This window comes from Devosia sp. MC532, from assembly GCF_016461625.1.
Lineage (GTDB): Bacteria > Pseudomonadota > Alphaproteobacteria > Rhizobiales > Devosiaceae > Devosia.
The window spans coordinates 37478-51760 of record NZ_JAEMNZ010000011.1 but is presented as its reverse complement, the minus strand read 5'-3'; the positions used below and the strand labels follow the sequence as shown (position 1 = coordinate 51760).

The 14283-nt window shown below is 55.9% G+C and carries 16 protein-coding genes and 4 tRNA genes; 8 read left to right on the top strand and 12 right to left on the bottom strand.

Annotated features, from left to right (window positions below):
• Positions 1–5: 5 nt before the first annotated feature.
• From rplK to secE, 3 genes are all read right to left on the bottom strand, one after another.
• Positions 6–434, bottom strand: coding sequence for a 50S ribosomal protein L11 (gene rplK, locus JHC09_RS13815; RefSeq protein ID WP_169194913.1), 429 nt, complete (start codon positions 432–434; stop codon positions 6–8).
• A 98-nt stretch (positions 435–532) separates the two neighbouring features.
• Complete coding sequence (gene nusG, locus JHC09_RS13810) at positions 533–1063, bottom strand: transcription termination/antitermination protein NusG (protein WP_169194914.1); 531 nt, start codon at positions 1061–1063, stop codon at positions 533–535.
• A 39-nt stretch (positions 1064–1102) separates the two neighbouring features.
• Positions 1103–1297, bottom strand: coding sequence for a preprotein translocase subunit SecE (secE, locus tag JHC09_RS13805; protein WP_169194915.1), 195 nt, complete (start codon positions 1295–1297; stop codon positions 1103–1105).
• Positions 1298–1563: 266 nt separating this feature from the next.
• Here secE and JHC09_RS13800 point away from each other — a divergent pair, with 266 nt between their 5' ends.
• Positions 1564–1830: a hypothetical protein gene (locus JHC09_RS13800; protein WP_169194916.1), complete on the top strand. Its 267-nt coding sequence runs from the start codon at positions 1564–1566 to the stop codon at positions 1828–1830.
• A gap of 3 nt (positions 1831–1833) precedes the next feature.
• Here the strand turns inward: JHC09_RS13800 and JHC09_RS13795 are convergent, their stop codons facing one another.
• Entirely contained in the window at positions 1834–2652 is an 819-nt protein-coding gene (locus JHC09_RS13795) for a glycosyltransferase family 25 protein (RefSeq protein ID WP_199532422.1), read from the bottom strand.
• A gap of 128 nt (positions 2653–2780) precedes the next feature.
• Positions 2781–2856: transfer RNA gene (locus JHC09_RS13790), tRNA-Trp, on the bottom strand.
• A 155-nt stretch (positions 2857–3011) separates the two neighbouring features.
• Here JHC09_RS13790 and JHC09_RS13785 point away from each other — a divergent pair.
• Positions 3012–3524 (top strand): hypothetical protein, encoded by a 513-nt coding sequence (locus JHC09_RS13785; RefSeq protein WP_199532420.1) that lies wholly within the window; start codon positions 3012–3014, stop codon positions 3522–3524.
• Positions 3525–3589: 65 nt separating this feature from the next.
• Positions 3590–4957 carry a GGDEF domain-containing protein gene (locus JHC09_RS13780; protein ID WP_199532419.1) on the top strand — a complete coding sequence of 456 codons (1368 nt, stop codon included), beginning with the start codon at positions 3590–3592 and terminating at the stop codon, positions 4955–4957.
• Between the two features lie 416 nt (positions 4958–5373).
• Here JHC09_RS13780 and JHC09_RS13775 read toward each other — a convergent pair.
• Positions 5374–5447 (bottom strand) — tRNA-Gly (locus JHC09_RS13775).
• 193 nt (positions 5448–5640) lie between these two features.
• Between JHC09_RS13775 and JHC09_RS13770 the strand changes: the two genes are divergently transcribed.
• From JHC09_RS13770 to JHC09_RS13750, 5 genes are all read left to right on the top strand, one after another.
• Positions 5641–5725: transfer RNA gene (locus JHC09_RS13770), tRNA-Tyr, on the top strand.
• A 109-nt stretch (positions 5726–5834) separates the two neighbouring features.
• Positions 5835–5919 (top strand) — tRNA-Tyr (locus JHC09_RS13765).
• Positions 5920–6035: 116 nt separating this feature from the next.
• A complete protein-coding gene (rlmB, locus tag JHC09_RS13760; RefSeq protein WP_199532417.1) occupies positions 6036–6788 on the top strand; it encodes a 23S rRNA (guanosine(2251)-2'-O)-methyltransferase RlmB in 753 nt (250 codons plus the stop codon).
• Complete coding sequence (locus tag JHC09_RS13755; RefSeq protein ID WP_182393922.1) at positions 6788–7177, top strand: hypothetical protein; 390 nt, start codon at positions 6788–6790, stop codon at positions 7175–7177. Before rlmB ends, JHC09_RS13755 begins: the two co-directional genes overlap by 1 nt.
• A 24-nt stretch (positions 7178–7201) precedes the next feature.
• Positions 7202–8437, top strand: a complete 1236-nt coding sequence (locus JHC09_RS13750) for an FAD-binding protein (RefSeq protein WP_199532415.1) — start codon at positions 7202–7204, stop codon at positions 8435–8437.
• A 66-nt stretch (positions 8438–8503) separates the two neighbouring features.
• On the opposite strand, the gene JHC09_RS13745 is transcribed toward JHC09_RS13750, so the two are convergent.
• The 6 genes from JHC09_RS13745 to JHC09_RS13720 form a co-directional block, all read right to left on the bottom strand.
• Positions 8504–9352: a polysaccharide deacetylase family protein gene (locus tag JHC09_RS13745; protein WP_199532409.1), complete on the bottom strand. Its 849-nt coding sequence runs from the start codon at positions 9350–9352 to the stop codon at positions 8504–8506.
• 116 nt (positions 9353–9468) lie between these two features.
• Positions 9469–9933: a YaiI/YqxD family protein gene (locus JHC09_RS13740; RefSeq protein WP_199532407.1), complete on the bottom strand. Its 465-nt coding sequence runs from the start codon at positions 9931–9933 to the stop codon at positions 9469–9471.
• Between the two features lie 120 nt (positions 9934–10053).
• Complete coding sequence (locus JHC09_RS13735) at positions 10054–11181, bottom strand: S-(hydroxymethyl)glutathione dehydrogenase/class III alcohol dehydrogenase (RefSeq protein WP_199532405.1); 1128 nt, start codon at positions 11179–11181, stop codon at positions 10054–10056.
• Between the two features lie 169 nt (positions 11182–11350).
• Positions 11351–12016: a DUF1345 domain-containing protein gene (locus JHC09_RS13730; RefSeq protein WP_169194988.1), complete on the bottom strand. Its 666-nt coding sequence runs from the start codon at positions 12014–12016 to the stop codon at positions 11351–11353.
• Between the two features lie 64 nt (positions 12017–12080).
• Positions 12081–12863, bottom strand: coding sequence for an ATP-binding cassette domain-containing protein (locus tag JHC09_RS13725; protein ID WP_199532404.1), 783 nt, complete (start codon positions 12861–12863; stop codon positions 12081–12083).
• 11 nt (positions 12864–12874) lie between these two features.
• The gene (locus tag JHC09_RS13720; protein ID WP_199532403.1) at positions 12875–14194 is read right to left on the bottom strand and encodes a sugar ABC transporter permease; all 1320 of its coding nucleotides are present in this window, start codon (positions 14192–14194) and stop codon (positions 12875–12877) included.
• Between the last annotated feature and the right edge of the window lie 89 nt (positions 14195–14283).

Sequence of the window (14283 nt, the reverse complement as noted above, 5' to 3'; positions counted from 1 at the left end):
AGTGATTAGCCCTCGACCTGAATGCCCATGGAACGGGCAGAGCCAGCAATCATCGAAACAGCAGCTTCGATGTTGTCAGCGTTAAGATCCTTCATCTTCTTCTCAGCAATTTCACGAAGCTGAGCTTCAGTGATCTTGCCAGCCGATTCCTTGCCTGGAAGCTTGGAGCCAGCCTTGAGGCCAACGGCCTTCTTGATGAAGTAGGTTACTGGCGGCTGCTTCATCTCGAAAGTGAAGCTCTTGTCAGCATAGGCGGTGATCACGACTGGAATCGGGGAACCCTTTTCCATTTCCTGCGTAGCCGCGTTGAAGGCCTTGCAGAATTCCATGATGTTCAGACCGCGCTGGCCGAGTGCCGGGCCAATCGGTGGGGAAGGTGTTGCCGAACCGGCAGCAACCTGCAGCTTTACGTAGCCAACGATTTTCTTTGCCATGTATCGTCCTTTCAAAAGCTCACCGGAGTGAGCGATGACGCCGTGGTCGGAACCTTAATGAGCGGCTGGCAACCACTCGGCACTCCCACGGGTTTGGATCAGACCTTTTCGACCTGACCGTATTCGAGCTCTACCGGAGTAGGACGCCCAAAAATCGAAACTTCGACCTTGAGGCGCGAACGTTCTTCGTCCACTTCCTCAACGACGCCGCTAAAGCTGGCAAACGGACCATCCGTAACACGGACGTTCTGACCAACTTCGAAAATGATAGAAGACTTCGGATGTTCGACGCCTTCCTGCACTTGCTGCAGGATCGACATCGCTTCCTTTTCCGAAATCGGCGAAGGGCGATTATCAGAACCGAGGAAGCCTGTCACCTTCGGCGTGTTCTTAATCAGATGGAATGCCTCATCGGTCATATCCATCTTCACCAGAACATAGCCCGGGAAGAACTTGCGCTCGGTGTCAACCTTGCGACCACGGCGGATCTCAACGACCTTCTCAGTCGGCACGATCACGTCTTCAAACAGGTGCTCGAGCTTCTTCTGCGCAACCTTTTGACGGATATCTTCCGCCACTTTGCGCTCAAAATTCGAGTAAGCCTGAACGATGTACCAGCGCTTGGCCATAAAGCGTCACCGCTCCCAAATAGCTAATGAATGAACCGCTTAACGGATCGACAGCAACATAGAGACGAGCCAGGAGATGACCTGGTCGGCCAGCAGGAAGAACAAGCTAGCCAAGATAACCATGATCAGAACCATGATCGTAGAGATCACAACTTCGTTCCGACCAGGCCACGTGACCTTACTAACTTCCGAGCGAACCTGCTGGAAAAACTGGACTGGGTTCGTGCGGGCCATGGGCATACAACTCGTCAAACTTGGTGCAAAACCAAACGCCGCGCAGGAATCCCCCGCACGGCTAGAGATCGGTTGTCTAGAGCTTTTATCCAGCAAATGCAACAGGGGCATCATCAAGAATTGGCCAACACCATAAGCCAGGCCCTCAACCGCGCGTAAACCATAAGTGCAAAACCCTGCCAAAGCCCCTTGCGGCGGGCGATTGGTTGAAATTGAATTAATTTCTGTTGGTAGTCGGCATTTCGACACTCTGGGGGGAGAGACCGATGTCATTTGACGTAATCAGTTGCCAGTTGTTGCACGCATCACCGCACCGAGTCATTGCCGGGCGTGTCACCGGGAAGGTGCGTGTTCGTATCCGCGAGTCGTTTATGGGCAACGACACCGAATATGGGCTCGACCTGCCCGTTAAAGCCGATTGCGCCAACGCCTCGTCGGAAATCGTCCGCACAGCCCTCTTGGGTCATGCCGCCCGGCAACTGAACAAACTCAAATCCCGCCACCAAAGCAATCAGCGCATGGCGGCGGAATAGTTTTTACCGCCCTTGCCCGTCCGCACCGGCAAAGGGAATCGCCTTGCGGAACAATCCGTTTTTCCGATTGGCAAAATGATCGCGCGCGTTGCGATAACCATCGATCACACCATCGCGGAATCGTATCCAGCGAAATTGGACGGGATGCTTGAATTTAAACGCGTGCCGCTCTTCGACATGGGCGATGTCACTCTTGCCCACCGAACGCATAACCGGATGCTCCTGCCCCAACTGGCACACCATCCCCGGCAGTGTCTGCAAACGAGACAATGACTTCGCCGGAGCCTCAAACGGATTGTAGAGAACCAAATCCGTCTGCAACACACGAAACGCCGGATGCCCGAGCAGAGCCTTTGCCGCACGCGCATTCACTATATAGCCCGCCGCACCCATAGGGGTGGACCGGAAGGGATGGAGATCAACACCACCAGACGTCGTTTGCACCTTAGGCAGAAGACGCAAACGACGCCCCGTCGCCTCAAGGCGCAAAATATCAATGTCGATTCCATCCAACTCAGCGAGCAAGCCCGGCAGCATGCTGGACAACTCAGCATCATCTTCCAAGATCAGCGCGCGCTCATCGCCATTGGCCAGCATTGCCGCCCAAGCGCGCTCATGGCTCATCGTGCACGCCAACTCACGCGGCCGCAGATATTTTGGCTTCTCACTATTACAATAGAGCGCCAGCTCCTCAGCCGTCAGATCATCAGGCGTCGCCGCTTCAATGCGCGTTCCAACCAGGCCAAGGCTGGCCAGTTGATGCTCCATGAACTCCCGACGATCCGGACGAGAGGCCAAATTGATATAATAGATGGAAACCACGCTAAAACTCCGCTGTCGCCCGTCGATAAGACAGCGATCAAAGCGAGGCAAGCGCAATGGCGCTTCAAATCATTGAACGATGTTGGTGAGATAAAAAGACTGGATCACTCGACAGTCAATTTAGTGCCTGGCAGGGGCTGGGGGACTCGAACCCACGACCCTCGGTTTTGGAGACCGATGCTCTACCAACTGAGCTAAACCCCTTCAGGCAAGGAGGTGTTTACTGAAAGGCTTCGCGGGATGCAAGGGGCTCAACGCGTCTTGCACAATCTGTTGAGGAAAACTCAATAGGATTGAGGCACATATTAGCCCAGAAACCCAAGCCTGCCGGGCGTTACAGCGTGTTGTGGAGAACTCTAATGCGTGCCATCGGATTGTCTTTGTTGATGTTTTCCCTCGCCACCCCAGTGCTGGCAGGCTCGCCTTCCTGGTCATTCTCTCGCTCCTACAGCGACCAAACCTGCATTGCGGAACTAAAAACCGGCTCAATGCGCGTCGGTATCATTGCCAATGTCGATGGCAGCTATAGCGGCTTTATGCGCTCCCCCACGCTCCCCCATACGACAGCCGTCACTTGGCAAGTCAAAGGCCAGCCCTGGCAAAAGACCGAGGGCTATTTTGATCGCGCCAACCGCGCTGTCATTCTCCCGGGCCTCAATCCACGCCTTCTGACTGAACTCGCCCGTGGCAACCGCTTCGATCTTTATGTGCATGGCACCGGCGCACGCCAGAACGCACTCGCTATCGGCACGACCAATCTGAGCCTCAAGGGCTCAGGCCGCGCTATTGCCCAACTGGCCTCCTGCGCCACTTGGAACACCTATGGCGTGCCAACCACAGTGCTTTATTCTGGTTCAGTTTCAAGACAATAAGCATACTTGCCGGAATGGTGCCAAAGAAGTATCGGGACCACGAAGAAGTTCCGAGGAATTGAATTTTGAGCACCACGACGCGTCGCACCCGATTTTTCTGGGAAGTGACAACCACCGAAGATCAAGATGCTGCACGCGCCGCGCTCACGACAATTATCAAGGCGAACACAGATCGCCTTGTTTCCATCTTCTACGACATCTTCCTGGAGGACGAGGTCGCGTCAGCGTTCCTGTCGCACGGCGTTGTTCAGCAAAGGCTTAGCCCATCGCTGCGCGCGTGGATGCTCGATTTGATGTCGGCACAGCCGACAGGCGATTTGACTGCCTTCAATGCGCGCCAGATCAAGATCGGCGAAATCCATGCCCGCCTGAAAATTCCAGTACAACTGGTCCTCGCTGGCGGTAGCGTTCTTAAAACGGAAATCGGCTTCAAGTTGATCGAGGCGGGTTATCCCGAACGCACAGCCACCAACGCCATCATGATGGTCGATGATCTTATCGACTATGCCATGCGCCTCATGAGCGCGGCCTATTTCAAAGACACCAAGCGCCACGTTCGCAACGACGAGGCATTCCGCCTGTTTTCACTTGGTCAGGACATCAATCTGGAGCGTGAAACGCAGCGCGCCGCATTGATGGAATGGAGCCAGACTGTCCTCTTTGGCCTGTTCGGCAACCGTGGCAGCGAGGCAGCAGGCACCCTGAGCTCCTCCACATTCGGCCTCTGGATTCGTCACAGAGCCGGCGTGCTGTTCCACGGCTCGCCCATCCTGCCGACAATTGAAGAATTGATGCTGGCCGTCGATAAAATCGCCCTGCCCCGCCTCAACGCTGCCGATCCCAACACCGTCGCAGATCTTCAGCGGCGCGTGGACGAGATCAAATACCTCATCAATGACCTTTTCCAGTCCGCCTCTTCGGTTGAAAACGGCCGCGATCCGCTAACGCGCACGCTCAACCGACGCTTCTTGCCCTCGGTCCTGAGCCGAGAACTGTCGATGGCGCAGCAAGACCAAACACCGCTCTCAGTGCTCATGGTCGACATCGACCATTTCAAGACGATCAACGACCAATACAGCCACTCTATCGGCGACTTGGTCCTCAGCCACACCGCCGAGACCCTATTGAGCTCCGTTCGCTCGAGCGATTTTGTGTTCCGCTACGGTGGGGAAGAATTCTTGATTGTGCTGGTGGAAACTGGCGCCGAGGAAGCCGCACTGATCGCCGAGCGTATTCGCAACGACATTCAGTCCCATGCGGTCAATGTCCCGGGTCATGGCCCCCTGCTCACCAGTGTCTCGATTGGCGTCGCGACCCACGGGGGGCATCCGGATTACGAATATCTTATCAACAGTGCCGACCGCGCACTCTACACTGCCAAAAACTCTGGCCGCAATCGTATAAGTCTTGCGCCATCCGCGCCTAATCCTTGATCAGCCTAAAAAGCTGATCAATCCCATTGGGCACAAAGACCTCTAGAAAGGCGTGTACGCACCAGATAACCGCATCTGTCCGTGTCCGGCTCTCCATCTTTTGGATTTCCGAACCCACTCATTTGCATGGCCTTGGCCATTACGGTTTTCTCGTTAGTCGCGCCTTTCAAATGGCCACTCATATTCAGGACTGCGCAGCGCCGCACTGATCGTCCCTGACAATGATATTTGCAGAGTCATTCACGACGGCTGCAACACCAGCTAAGGCGGCAAATTCTCCATCTATTGGAACGACGCACCGAGCCTGGGCATAGGGCACCTAGCTTCGGCTCGCCCCAAAAAGCCCACGCTGCGCCCATCCAGCGGCCAAAAAGTGCCAGCCAAAAGCCAATAAAACGCCAGTTTTTGGGGAGGATTGGAGCGGGTAACGGGAATCGAACCCGTGTATTCAGCTTGGAAGGCTGCTGCTCTACCATTGAGCTATACCCGCCCGAAGGCATGTGGCATTCGATTAGCGCGAAGGACCCAATCAGCGCAAGAGTTCTCAAACACAATGCCCAGAATTTCCTGCAATTAGAATTTCTTCCACAGCCTCTATTCCTAGCCTGTTGACACCAAAACCACTTTTGACGATAAGCCACACAACGAAGCGCGAAAGCGGTTCGCTTCCATCTCAGAAATGTGGAGGGATGGGAGAGTGGTTAAATCCATCAGACTGTAAATCTGACGCCTCAGGCTACACTGGTTCGAATCCAGTTCCCTCCACCACCCCCTCTCAGAGAACGCAAGTTCTCTTGTTAGGGCCTAAGTTCCAAAGACTTAGCTGATTAGGAAAAAGTTCGGAGCGAGATCCTCGCACGATGCCTACCCGTTATGTGGAGGGGTGGGAGAGTGGTTAAATCCATCAGACTGTAAATCTGACGCCTCAGGCTACACTGGTTCGAATCCAGTCCCCTCCACCATCGGGACGCGCGAAAGCGCACTGTTTCTCATCCATCTTCGCAAATGTGTTAGCGGAAACCATCCCGCCCACCAGTCTGCGCTTGCTCCTTGGCCTGCGAAGCGATACCGCTCAGCCATGAGCCGCAATAAATTTCCGCCTAAGCCAAAATACGATCCAGATACCGGCCCGGTATACCTTTATGGCCTGCACACCGTGCGCGCCGCATTGGAGAATCCCGGCCGCATTAAAAAGGCTTTGCTTGCAACGCCTAACGCCCTCAACCGACTCAAAGAGACGGGTGAGATCGGCAATGTGAAGGTCACTGAAACCACCCCAAAGGACCTCGACCGCCTTCTCGGTGGCGAAGCCGTCCACCAAGGCGTGGCGCTTGAAGTTGACCCCGTCAGCCGCTTCGGCCTCAATGATATCAAGAACCTACGCCTCGTCGTCGTGCTCGATCAGCTGACCGACCCACACAATGTCGGCGCGATTCTGCGTACAGCCTGTGCTTTTGGCGCAGACGCGGTCATCACCACGGCACGCCATTCGCCACGCGAAACTGGCGTCATGGCCAAAGCTGCCTCAGGCGCACTCGACCTAGTGCCGATGATCGAAGTCCGCAATCTGGCCGACACGCTCGAAACCCTCAAAGAACGCGGCCTAACCGTGCTTGGCTTTGATTCTGATGCAGAAACACAGCTGAAGCCACGCACCGACGACACCCCGCTTGCGGTTGTCATGGGCGCCGAAGGCAAGGGCCTGCGCCAGCGCACACGCGAACTCTGCGATGAAATGGTCCGCCTCGACATGCCGGGCCCAATCAAGTCGCTGAACGTGTCCAACGCCGCAGCTATTGCTCTGTTCGCAGCTACAGCCGGTCGCGCTTAATGAGCACTTTTGAGCCATTCGCAGCAGCCCTACGCCTGTCTGGCGTAGCGGTTTCGCAAAAAGATCTCGACGCGGCGCTGAAACAATCGTCCACACGCTTTGAGCCTGAAGACGCTGACACCAGCCACTACGCGCAGATCGACTTGGATGTGACCAATCCGGTTCGCGCGATTCTCGATCTGGCAGAGACCTCCGGCGCGGCTATTGCCGCCATGCTGGATGATCGTCGTATCGGCAAGGCCGTGCTTGATATCGCTTTCGACTATCCGCCAGAAGGCGAAGCCATGTCGGCCCGCCTGCCTGCGCATGCAGCGGCAGCGATCGCAAGCCACGGAATTGACATCGAAATTTCTGTCTACCTCACAGACGTGGAAGACGACGAAGAGTAAATTCTAAATGGCAGGGGGAGAGCCATGAAGAACTGGGCAGGAAACATCACTTTCAACGCGGCCAAGATTGAACGGCCAACACGCGTGGAAGAGATCCAAGACATCATACGACGCGCAGACAAACTGCGCGTCGTCGGCTCTGGTCACTCGTTCAATACGATTGCCGACACAACCGGCACACTGATCACGCTGGCAGATATGCCTCGCGCCATTCGAGTTGACCCAACCACCAAAACCATCACGACCAGCGGCGGCACCACCTACGCGCAAATCCTGCCAGCGCTGGCAGAGAGCGGCCTTGGCCTCGCCACTGGGGCATCCCTGCCCCACATCACCATTGCGGGCGCCACAGCCACGTCTACGCACGGCTCTGGCGACGCCAATCAAAACCTATCCGCAGCCGTCAGCGCCCTCACCTTTGTTCGCGCAGACGGTGAGATGGTAAAGCTCCAGCGGGGCGATGCGAATTTTGATGGCGCAGTTGCCAATCTTGGCGCGCTCGGCGTGGTCGTCGATATCACCCTCGACACAGTTCCATCCTATGACATTGCTCAGACCGTGTTCACCGGCCTGCCCGTACGCACCGCGCTGGCCGAGTTCGATGCGATCACCAGCTCCGCCTATAGCGTAAGCATGTTCACGCGCTGGAACAGCACCAATGTCGACCAGCTCTGGCAGAAGGCGCTGAGCGCCACCTACACACCTGCGCAGCGCGCTTTCGGAGCTTCGCTAGCATCGCAAGCACTGCATCCTATTGCCGAATTTGACGGAACAACCTGCACCCAACAAGGCGGCATCGCCGGATCATGGGGCGAGCGGATCTTCCACTTCCCCGCCTCCGCCACACCATCTGCAGGCAATGAACTGCAGTCGGAGTTTTACGTCGACCGGAAAAACGCGGTCGCCGCCTTTGCCGCGCTTTACGCCATCCAAGAGCAATTCAACCACACGCTTTACGTGTCCGAAATCCGCACCATGGCGGCAGACACGCTCTGGATGAGCGGCGCCTACGGCCGCAACACTGTCGGTTTCCACTTCACATGGAAGCCGGACGCCGCAGCCGTCTCAACCGCCGTAGACATCATCGAGGCAACTCTTGCGCCGTTCGAGCCACGCCCGCACTGGGCAAAAGTGTTCAACATGGCCCCAACCGTGGTGCAATCGCGCTACCAGAAGCTTGCCGAGTTTAAGCAGCTCGCCAATCGCTTCGATCCAGACGGAAAGTTCCGTAATTCCTACCTGACTAAGCTCCTCTTCTAAGACAGCAAAAAGCCCGGCAAGAGCATCTCTTGCCGGGCAATTTCTTTGCGCCTTGGGCGATAGCGGCTAAATCTGATTGGCGTTCGTTTCGCGGTCCGCGGTGATCACCGGACGCCCAAATACGCCAGGCTTGCTCGGCTCAAGATGGACCACGGAGTACCCACGCGCCGCCAGTTCCGACAGGAACCCCGGCAGCATATCTACCGTGCGCTGGTGAATATCATGGAACAGGATCACACCACTGCCCCGGGCATCGAGGCGATCGAGTGTCCGCTGAGCCACGACCGCTGGCGTATCCTTGTAGTAGTCCTTGGAGTCGATATCGACGTCTAGAACGACCATATCGCCACCCATCAGAGCTGTGCGCAGGAACCCGTCTTGGGCCAGATACGGGAAGCGGAAGAATGGGGCTAGACCATTGCCCGCGCCACGCAGCGCATCAGACACCGCCTGCTCGCCCCTCGCAATTTCCGCGTAGGCAGCCTGGCGGCTCAACGTCGTCAAATCGACATGCTCAAAGGTGTGGCTACCGACACTATGGCCGCGCTTTGCAACCATCCGCGCAATCTCCGGATGCGCCTGCGCTGAGGCACCAAGCATCAAGAATGTTGCTTTCACGCCGAACTGGTCTAGCGTGTCAAGAATGGCCGGTGTCTTGCCCGGGCGTGGACCATCATCAAAGGTGATGATCACTTCACCGGGGTTCAGAATGATGTCGGTGGTCGCCGCAACGGTCAGCACACGCCCCGCAATGTTGCTGGCGGCAAAAATACGCGGCGGCATGGCCTGCTCCAAACGAATATCAGCTGGAAGATAAGCACTCACACTGGCCGTGGTTTCCACAGTAGGGATCGACCGTGAGATCAGGTCCGTCTGCTTAGGCGGCTTGGCGCAGCCAGCAAGCGCACTTGCCATAATTCCGGTAACACAAAGCGCACCCAGCAACCGCACCACAACACCCGACGCAAAGCTTTCAACTTAGCCCTACACTTGGCGATTATGGTTAATATTGTTCTACTCAGCGCGCAGAATTATTGTATCGACCGCGACTTCGCTTTACGCGCTAAAGTGTCGAGAGCACTCAAAAAAGCAGAGCGGTCGGCTGCCCGGAAGCTTGCATTAAAGCTCTGCATCTCCCCGGTTTCGCGCAAATGCGCCCGCAAATCGCGCATCGCCAATGCCATGCCAATAGACGCTGGGGTGAACTCTTTGCCGGTGAAGCCCAGCACATGACAACCCTTGTCGATTGCGCGACTGGCCAGAGGAATATCGGCGGTCAAAACGATGTCATTCGAGGTGGCATTTTCGACAATCCAATCATCTGCCGCATCAGCGCCAGAGGGCACGATAACCACCTGCACCATCGGATCACGCGACGGACGCACTCCGCCGTTCGAAACATAGACCACGACCAATTCAAGGCGCTCAGCGACACGCTTCGCCTCTTCCTTGACTGGACACGCATCAGCATCAACGAAGATTTTTGGATTAGCCAAATCACATCACCCGAAACACATTCATTACGCATTTGCAGCGCAACGCGTTGGATTCACTCTTCTTTAAAGCAGGAAGGCCGGGAGGTTTAGCTCCCGGCCTTCCAATTGCATCACGCCGCCTTAGTAGACGACCACAGAGCGAATGCTTTCGCCCTTATGCATCAACTCAAAGCCCTTGTTGATGTCTTCGAGACGCAGCGTGTGGGTAATCATCGGATCGATCTCGATCTTGCCGTCGAGGTACCAATCAACAATCTTCGGCACATCCGTGCGGCCCTTTGCACCACCAAAGGCAGTGCCCATCCATGTACGGCCTGTGACCAGCTGGAATGGACGGGTGGAAATTTCCTGACCTGCGCCAGCCACACCGATAACGACCGACTTACCCCAACCACGATGGCTGCACTCGAGCGCCTGTCGCATAACCTTGGTGTTACCCGTGCAGTCAAACGTGTAGTCAGCGCCACCGATGAGATCGCCACGGCGCTTGGTCAAATTGGTGATGTAGGGAACAACATCTTCGCCAATCTCAAGCGGATTGACGAAGTGGGTCATGCCGAAGCGCTCACCCCATTCCTGCTTGGAATTGTTGATATCGACGCCAATGATCATATCCGCACCAGCAAGACGCAGACCCTGGATCACATTGAGGCCGATACCGCCGAGACCGAACACAACAGCCGTCGCGCCGATCTCAACCTTAGCGGTATTGATCACCGCACCAATGCCCGTGGTTACACCGCAACCGACGTAGCAAACCTTATCGAAGGCCGCCGAGGAGTCGATTTTCGCCACCGCGATTTCTGGCATGACGGTGTAGTTCGAGAACGTCGAACACCCCATGTAGTGATAGATCGGCTTGCCTTCGAAGGAGAAGCGCGAGGTACCATCTGGCATCAAGCCCTGACCCTGTGTCGAACGGATCGAGGTGCAGAGATTGGTCTTACCCGAACGGCAAGCATAGCACTCACGGCATTCTGGCGTGTAAAGCGGGATGACGTGGTCGCCCTTCTTGAGCGAGGTCACACCCGGACCAACGTCAACAACAACGCCTGCACCTTCATGGCCAAGGATCGACGGGAAAATGCCTTCTGGATCAGCGCCGCTCAGCGTGAAATCATCAGTATGGCAAAGGCCAGTCGCCTTAATTTCGATGAGAACTTCACCGGCCTTAGGGCCTTCAAGGTCAACTTCGACAATTTCCAAGGGTTTGCCAGCGGCAAAGGCAACGGCTGCACGCGTCTTCATGTGAAGGGCCTCCAAAAATCGTTCGGCACATATAAGAACCGCATAGCTAGCAGCGACCGCCCCCAGCAACAAGTTCAAGCAGAACAAAAGCGCTCCCAGACCAACAGGCAAATACCACAAACGTCCGCAACCAAAACGTTACGCACATTCAGCACAAGGCACGTGCTGCTTAGATTTTTCCGAGGGCGATGACGATATTGACTGTGGCGGCAAACAGCGTGGTGTTGAAGAAATAAGAAAAAACAGAATGACGCATCACCATCCGCCGCATCCCGTTGGACGTCACCTTTATGTCCGAGACCGCGAAGGCCGTAGCCAGCACATACGAGAAATAGAGAAAGGTTGAAATGTCCGGCTCATCATCGCCGGGCACCTGCATATGCCGCTCACCTTCTCCATCATCATTCGGCCGATAATATTCATAGGCATAATGCAGCGCCGCCATAGTGTGGATGGTGAACCACCCCAAAACGACAGAACTCACGCTCGCCGCGACACCCCAAATGTCCGGCTCGTCGCCACCGTGCAGCGCCAGAAAAATCGACACGACTGACGCGACAACGACGATAAGCGTAACCAAGAAGATACCAGCAACAGGGGTATCCTCAGCGCTCGCGTGCGTCCGCAAATAGTGCCCCGTGAGATGCGGAATGCGCAACAAGGTCAGCAGCAGAAACACTGAGAACATGGCGATCGCCGCCAAGCTAAAGGCAAATGACGGCATCAGAAAAAGCGTAACAACAAGAACACCTATGCCAACCAAAAGGCTCACACTGAACGCCATATGGCGCGGCATGATCCGCTCAATAAAGGGTTTGGCCGCGCGCTGTGGCATTGGCAAATACAGTCCCACAAAATGAGAGGGCGCCGACCTGTGTCGACGCCCTTGTATAACGCGCTTAGCTCTTTAAGGCTCCCGGCCCCGGCGTCGCTCCGGGGGGCACCTTGCCCATGATGATCATGCCCAGGACTTCGTCCTTGGTCACATCTTCAGTCCGTGCTTCCCCGACCACCTGACCATTCTTCATGACCACCAGACGATCCGCCAAATCGAATACGTCGTGAATGTCATGACTAATGAGGAAAATCCCGATCCCGTCCGATTTCAGCTGTTTAATCAGCTCCCCCACCTGTGCCGTTTCTTGCGGACCAAGGGCGGCTGTCGGCTCGTCCATGATCAGAATGCGGGCGTTAAACAGAATAGCGCGAGCAATGGCCACCGATTGACGCTGACCACCGGACAGCGCCTTCACTGGCTCTTTAAAGCGACGGAAATTCGGATTGAGCCGCCCCATCACTTCACGTGCTTTGGACTCCATCGCCGCATCGTCAAGCGTACCGAGCGGAGTGGTAATCTCACGACCGAGGAAAAGATTGGCCGCAGCATCAACGTTATCTGCCACCGCTAGCTGCTGGTAGATCGTTTCGATCCCATAAGCCTTTGCATCGCGAGGATTGTTGATGCTAGCGCTTTGGCCTTTGATCTTAATCTCGCCGCTGTCGCGCTTATAGGCGCCGGACAAGATCTTGATCAGCGTCGACTTGCCCGCCCCGTTGTGACCAAGTAGCCCAACAACTTCGCCTTCGTGGAGCGTCACAGAGGCCTGATCAACAGCGCGAATACCGCCGAAGGAGATAGAGATATCGGTCATTTCGACCAGTGGAGTTTTTGCATCCAACATGATCGCAACTCCTAAAGCTTGTTCTGGCGGTACAGCGTGTCGAGCCACACTGCGAACACCAAAACGATACCAACAACGATGGATTGCAGTGGGCTATCCATGCCCATAAGCACCATGCCGGACTGTAACGACTGCATTACCAATGCACCCAACAAAGCACCGGCAATCGTGCCCACCCCACCTGCGAGCGACGTTCCGCCAATTACTGCAGCCGCAATGACATAGAGCTCATCGAGCGTGCCAAGAGCATTGGTTGCAGCGTTCAGTCGGGCCGACGAGATGGCCGCTGCAATGGCGCACAGGCCACCCATCAGCATGAAAATTTTCACCGTCACCCAACGGGTATTAATCCCAGCGAGTTCCGCCGCTTCCGGATTGCCGCCCATGGCATAGACGTAGCGACCAAAGCGCGTGCGAGTGGCCAGAAATGTCATCACCACGCCCACACCCAAAGCGATCAGCACTGGAATGGCGATGCCATGGGAAATGAACAACCCGCCTTCTGGTACAGTAATGCCATTCGCCTGCGCATAATTGGCGGCGATGCGTGTCGGCCAAGGATAGCCATTAGCCACCAAAACTGCACCAATCGTTAGGCCACAACCGATGACTGCCAAGGCAACCTCAGCCCAAATTGGCCGCTGCGGGAATTGGAACCGATGGCGCTGACGGCGCCCAAGATAAAGCCCACCGACAATCGCCGCACAGGCTGCAAGACCGATCACCCAGCTCCAAAACGCCCCGACGGACCCAGAAGGGCCGCCGCCGATGAGCTGGAAAGTGGAATCCATCGGGGCCACAGTGCGCCCCGCTGTGACCCACCATGCAGCGCCCCGCCAGACGAGATAGCCACCCAATGTGACAATAAAGGCGGGCACACGCAGATAAGCGATAATAGCGCCCTGTACTGCGCCGATGCCGACACCGCAGGCTAGCCCAATAGCTAGAGACAGCGACCAAATCATCGGATGGCCAAGCCCTAGTCCGAGATTGATCGGAAGCAACTGGGTTTGCGTCACGCCCATAATCATGCCGACCACACCAAGTATGGAGCCGACGGACAGGTCAATATTGCGCGTCACAATCACCAGCACCATGCCAGTGACCATCACTGCCACAGACGCAGTTTGGACTGAGAGATTCCAAAGATTGCGCGGGGTCAGAAACAGACCACCTGAGAAAATATGAAAGCCGATCCAAATGATCGCCAAAGCGCCGACCATGCCCAGCAGACGCGTATCGATCTCCGTAGCCAGCAAGAACCGCTGAAGCGGGTTCTGCACATTTCTACTCGGATGTGAAATATTCGATGTGGCTGGTAAAACGGCCATCAACTTCCCCCATTAAGATGCGCCCCGGCGGACCGGGGCGCAACACGACGGTGATTGAAGGCGACTGCACCTCGCCCTCAATTTCCAAA

What these genes read in the sequence shown, in the direction of transcription:
- rplK (WP_169194913.1), bottom strand. Translation starts at nt 434, where the DNA reads ATGGCAAAGAAAATCGTTGGCTACGTAAAGCTGCAGGTTGCTGCCGGT.
- nusG (WP_169194914.1), bottom strand. Translation starts at nt 1,063, where the DNA reads ATGGCCAAGCGCTGGTACATCGTTCAGGCTTACTCGAATTTTGAGCGC.
- secE (WP_169194915.1), bottom strand. Translation starts at nt 1,297, where the DNA reads ATGGCCCGCACGAACCCAGTCCAGTTTTTCCAGCAGGTTCGCTCGGAA.
- JHC09_RS13800 (WP_169194916.1), top strand. Translation starts at nt 1,564, where the DNA reads ATGTCATTTGACGTAATCAGTTGCCAGTTGTTGCACGCATCACCGCAC.
- JHC09_RS13785 (WP_199532420.1), top strand. Translation starts at nt 3,012, where the DNA reads ATGCGTGCCATCGGATTGTCTTTGTTGATGTTTTCCCTCGCCACCCCA.
- rlmB (WP_199532417.1), top strand. Translation starts at nt 6,036, where the DNA reads ATGAGCCGCAATAAATTTCCGCCTAAGCCAAAATACGATCCAGATACC.
- JHC09_RS13755 (WP_182393922.1), top strand. Translation starts at nt 6,788, where the DNA reads ATGAGCACTTTTGAGCCATTCGCAGCAGCCCTACGCCTGTCTGGCGTA.
- JHC09_RS13750 (WP_199532415.1), top strand. Translation starts at nt 7,202, where the DNA reads ATGAAGAACTGGGCAGGAAACATCACTTTCAACGCGGCCAAGATTGAA.
- JHC09_RS13745 (WP_199532409.1), bottom strand. Translation starts at nt 9,352, where the DNA reads ATGGCAAGTGCGCTTGCTGGCTGCGCCAAGCCGCCTAAGCAGACGGAC.
- JHC09_RS13735 (WP_199532405.1), bottom strand. Translation starts at nt 11,181, where the DNA reads ATGAAGACGCGTGCAGCCGTTGCCTTTGCCGCTGGCAAACCCTTGGAA.
- JHC09_RS13730 (WP_169194988.1), bottom strand. Translation starts at nt 12,016, where the DNA reads ATGCCACAGCGCGCGGCCAAACCCTTTATTGAGCGGATCATGCCGCGC.
- JHC09_RS13725 (WP_199532404.1), bottom strand. Translation starts at nt 12,863, where the DNA reads ATGTTGGATGCAAAAACTCCACTGGTCGAAATGACCGATATCTCTATC.
- JHC09_RS13720 (WP_199532403.1), bottom strand. Translation starts at nt 14,194, where the DNA reads ATGGCCGTTTTACCAGCCACATCGAATATTTCACATCCGAGTAGAAAT.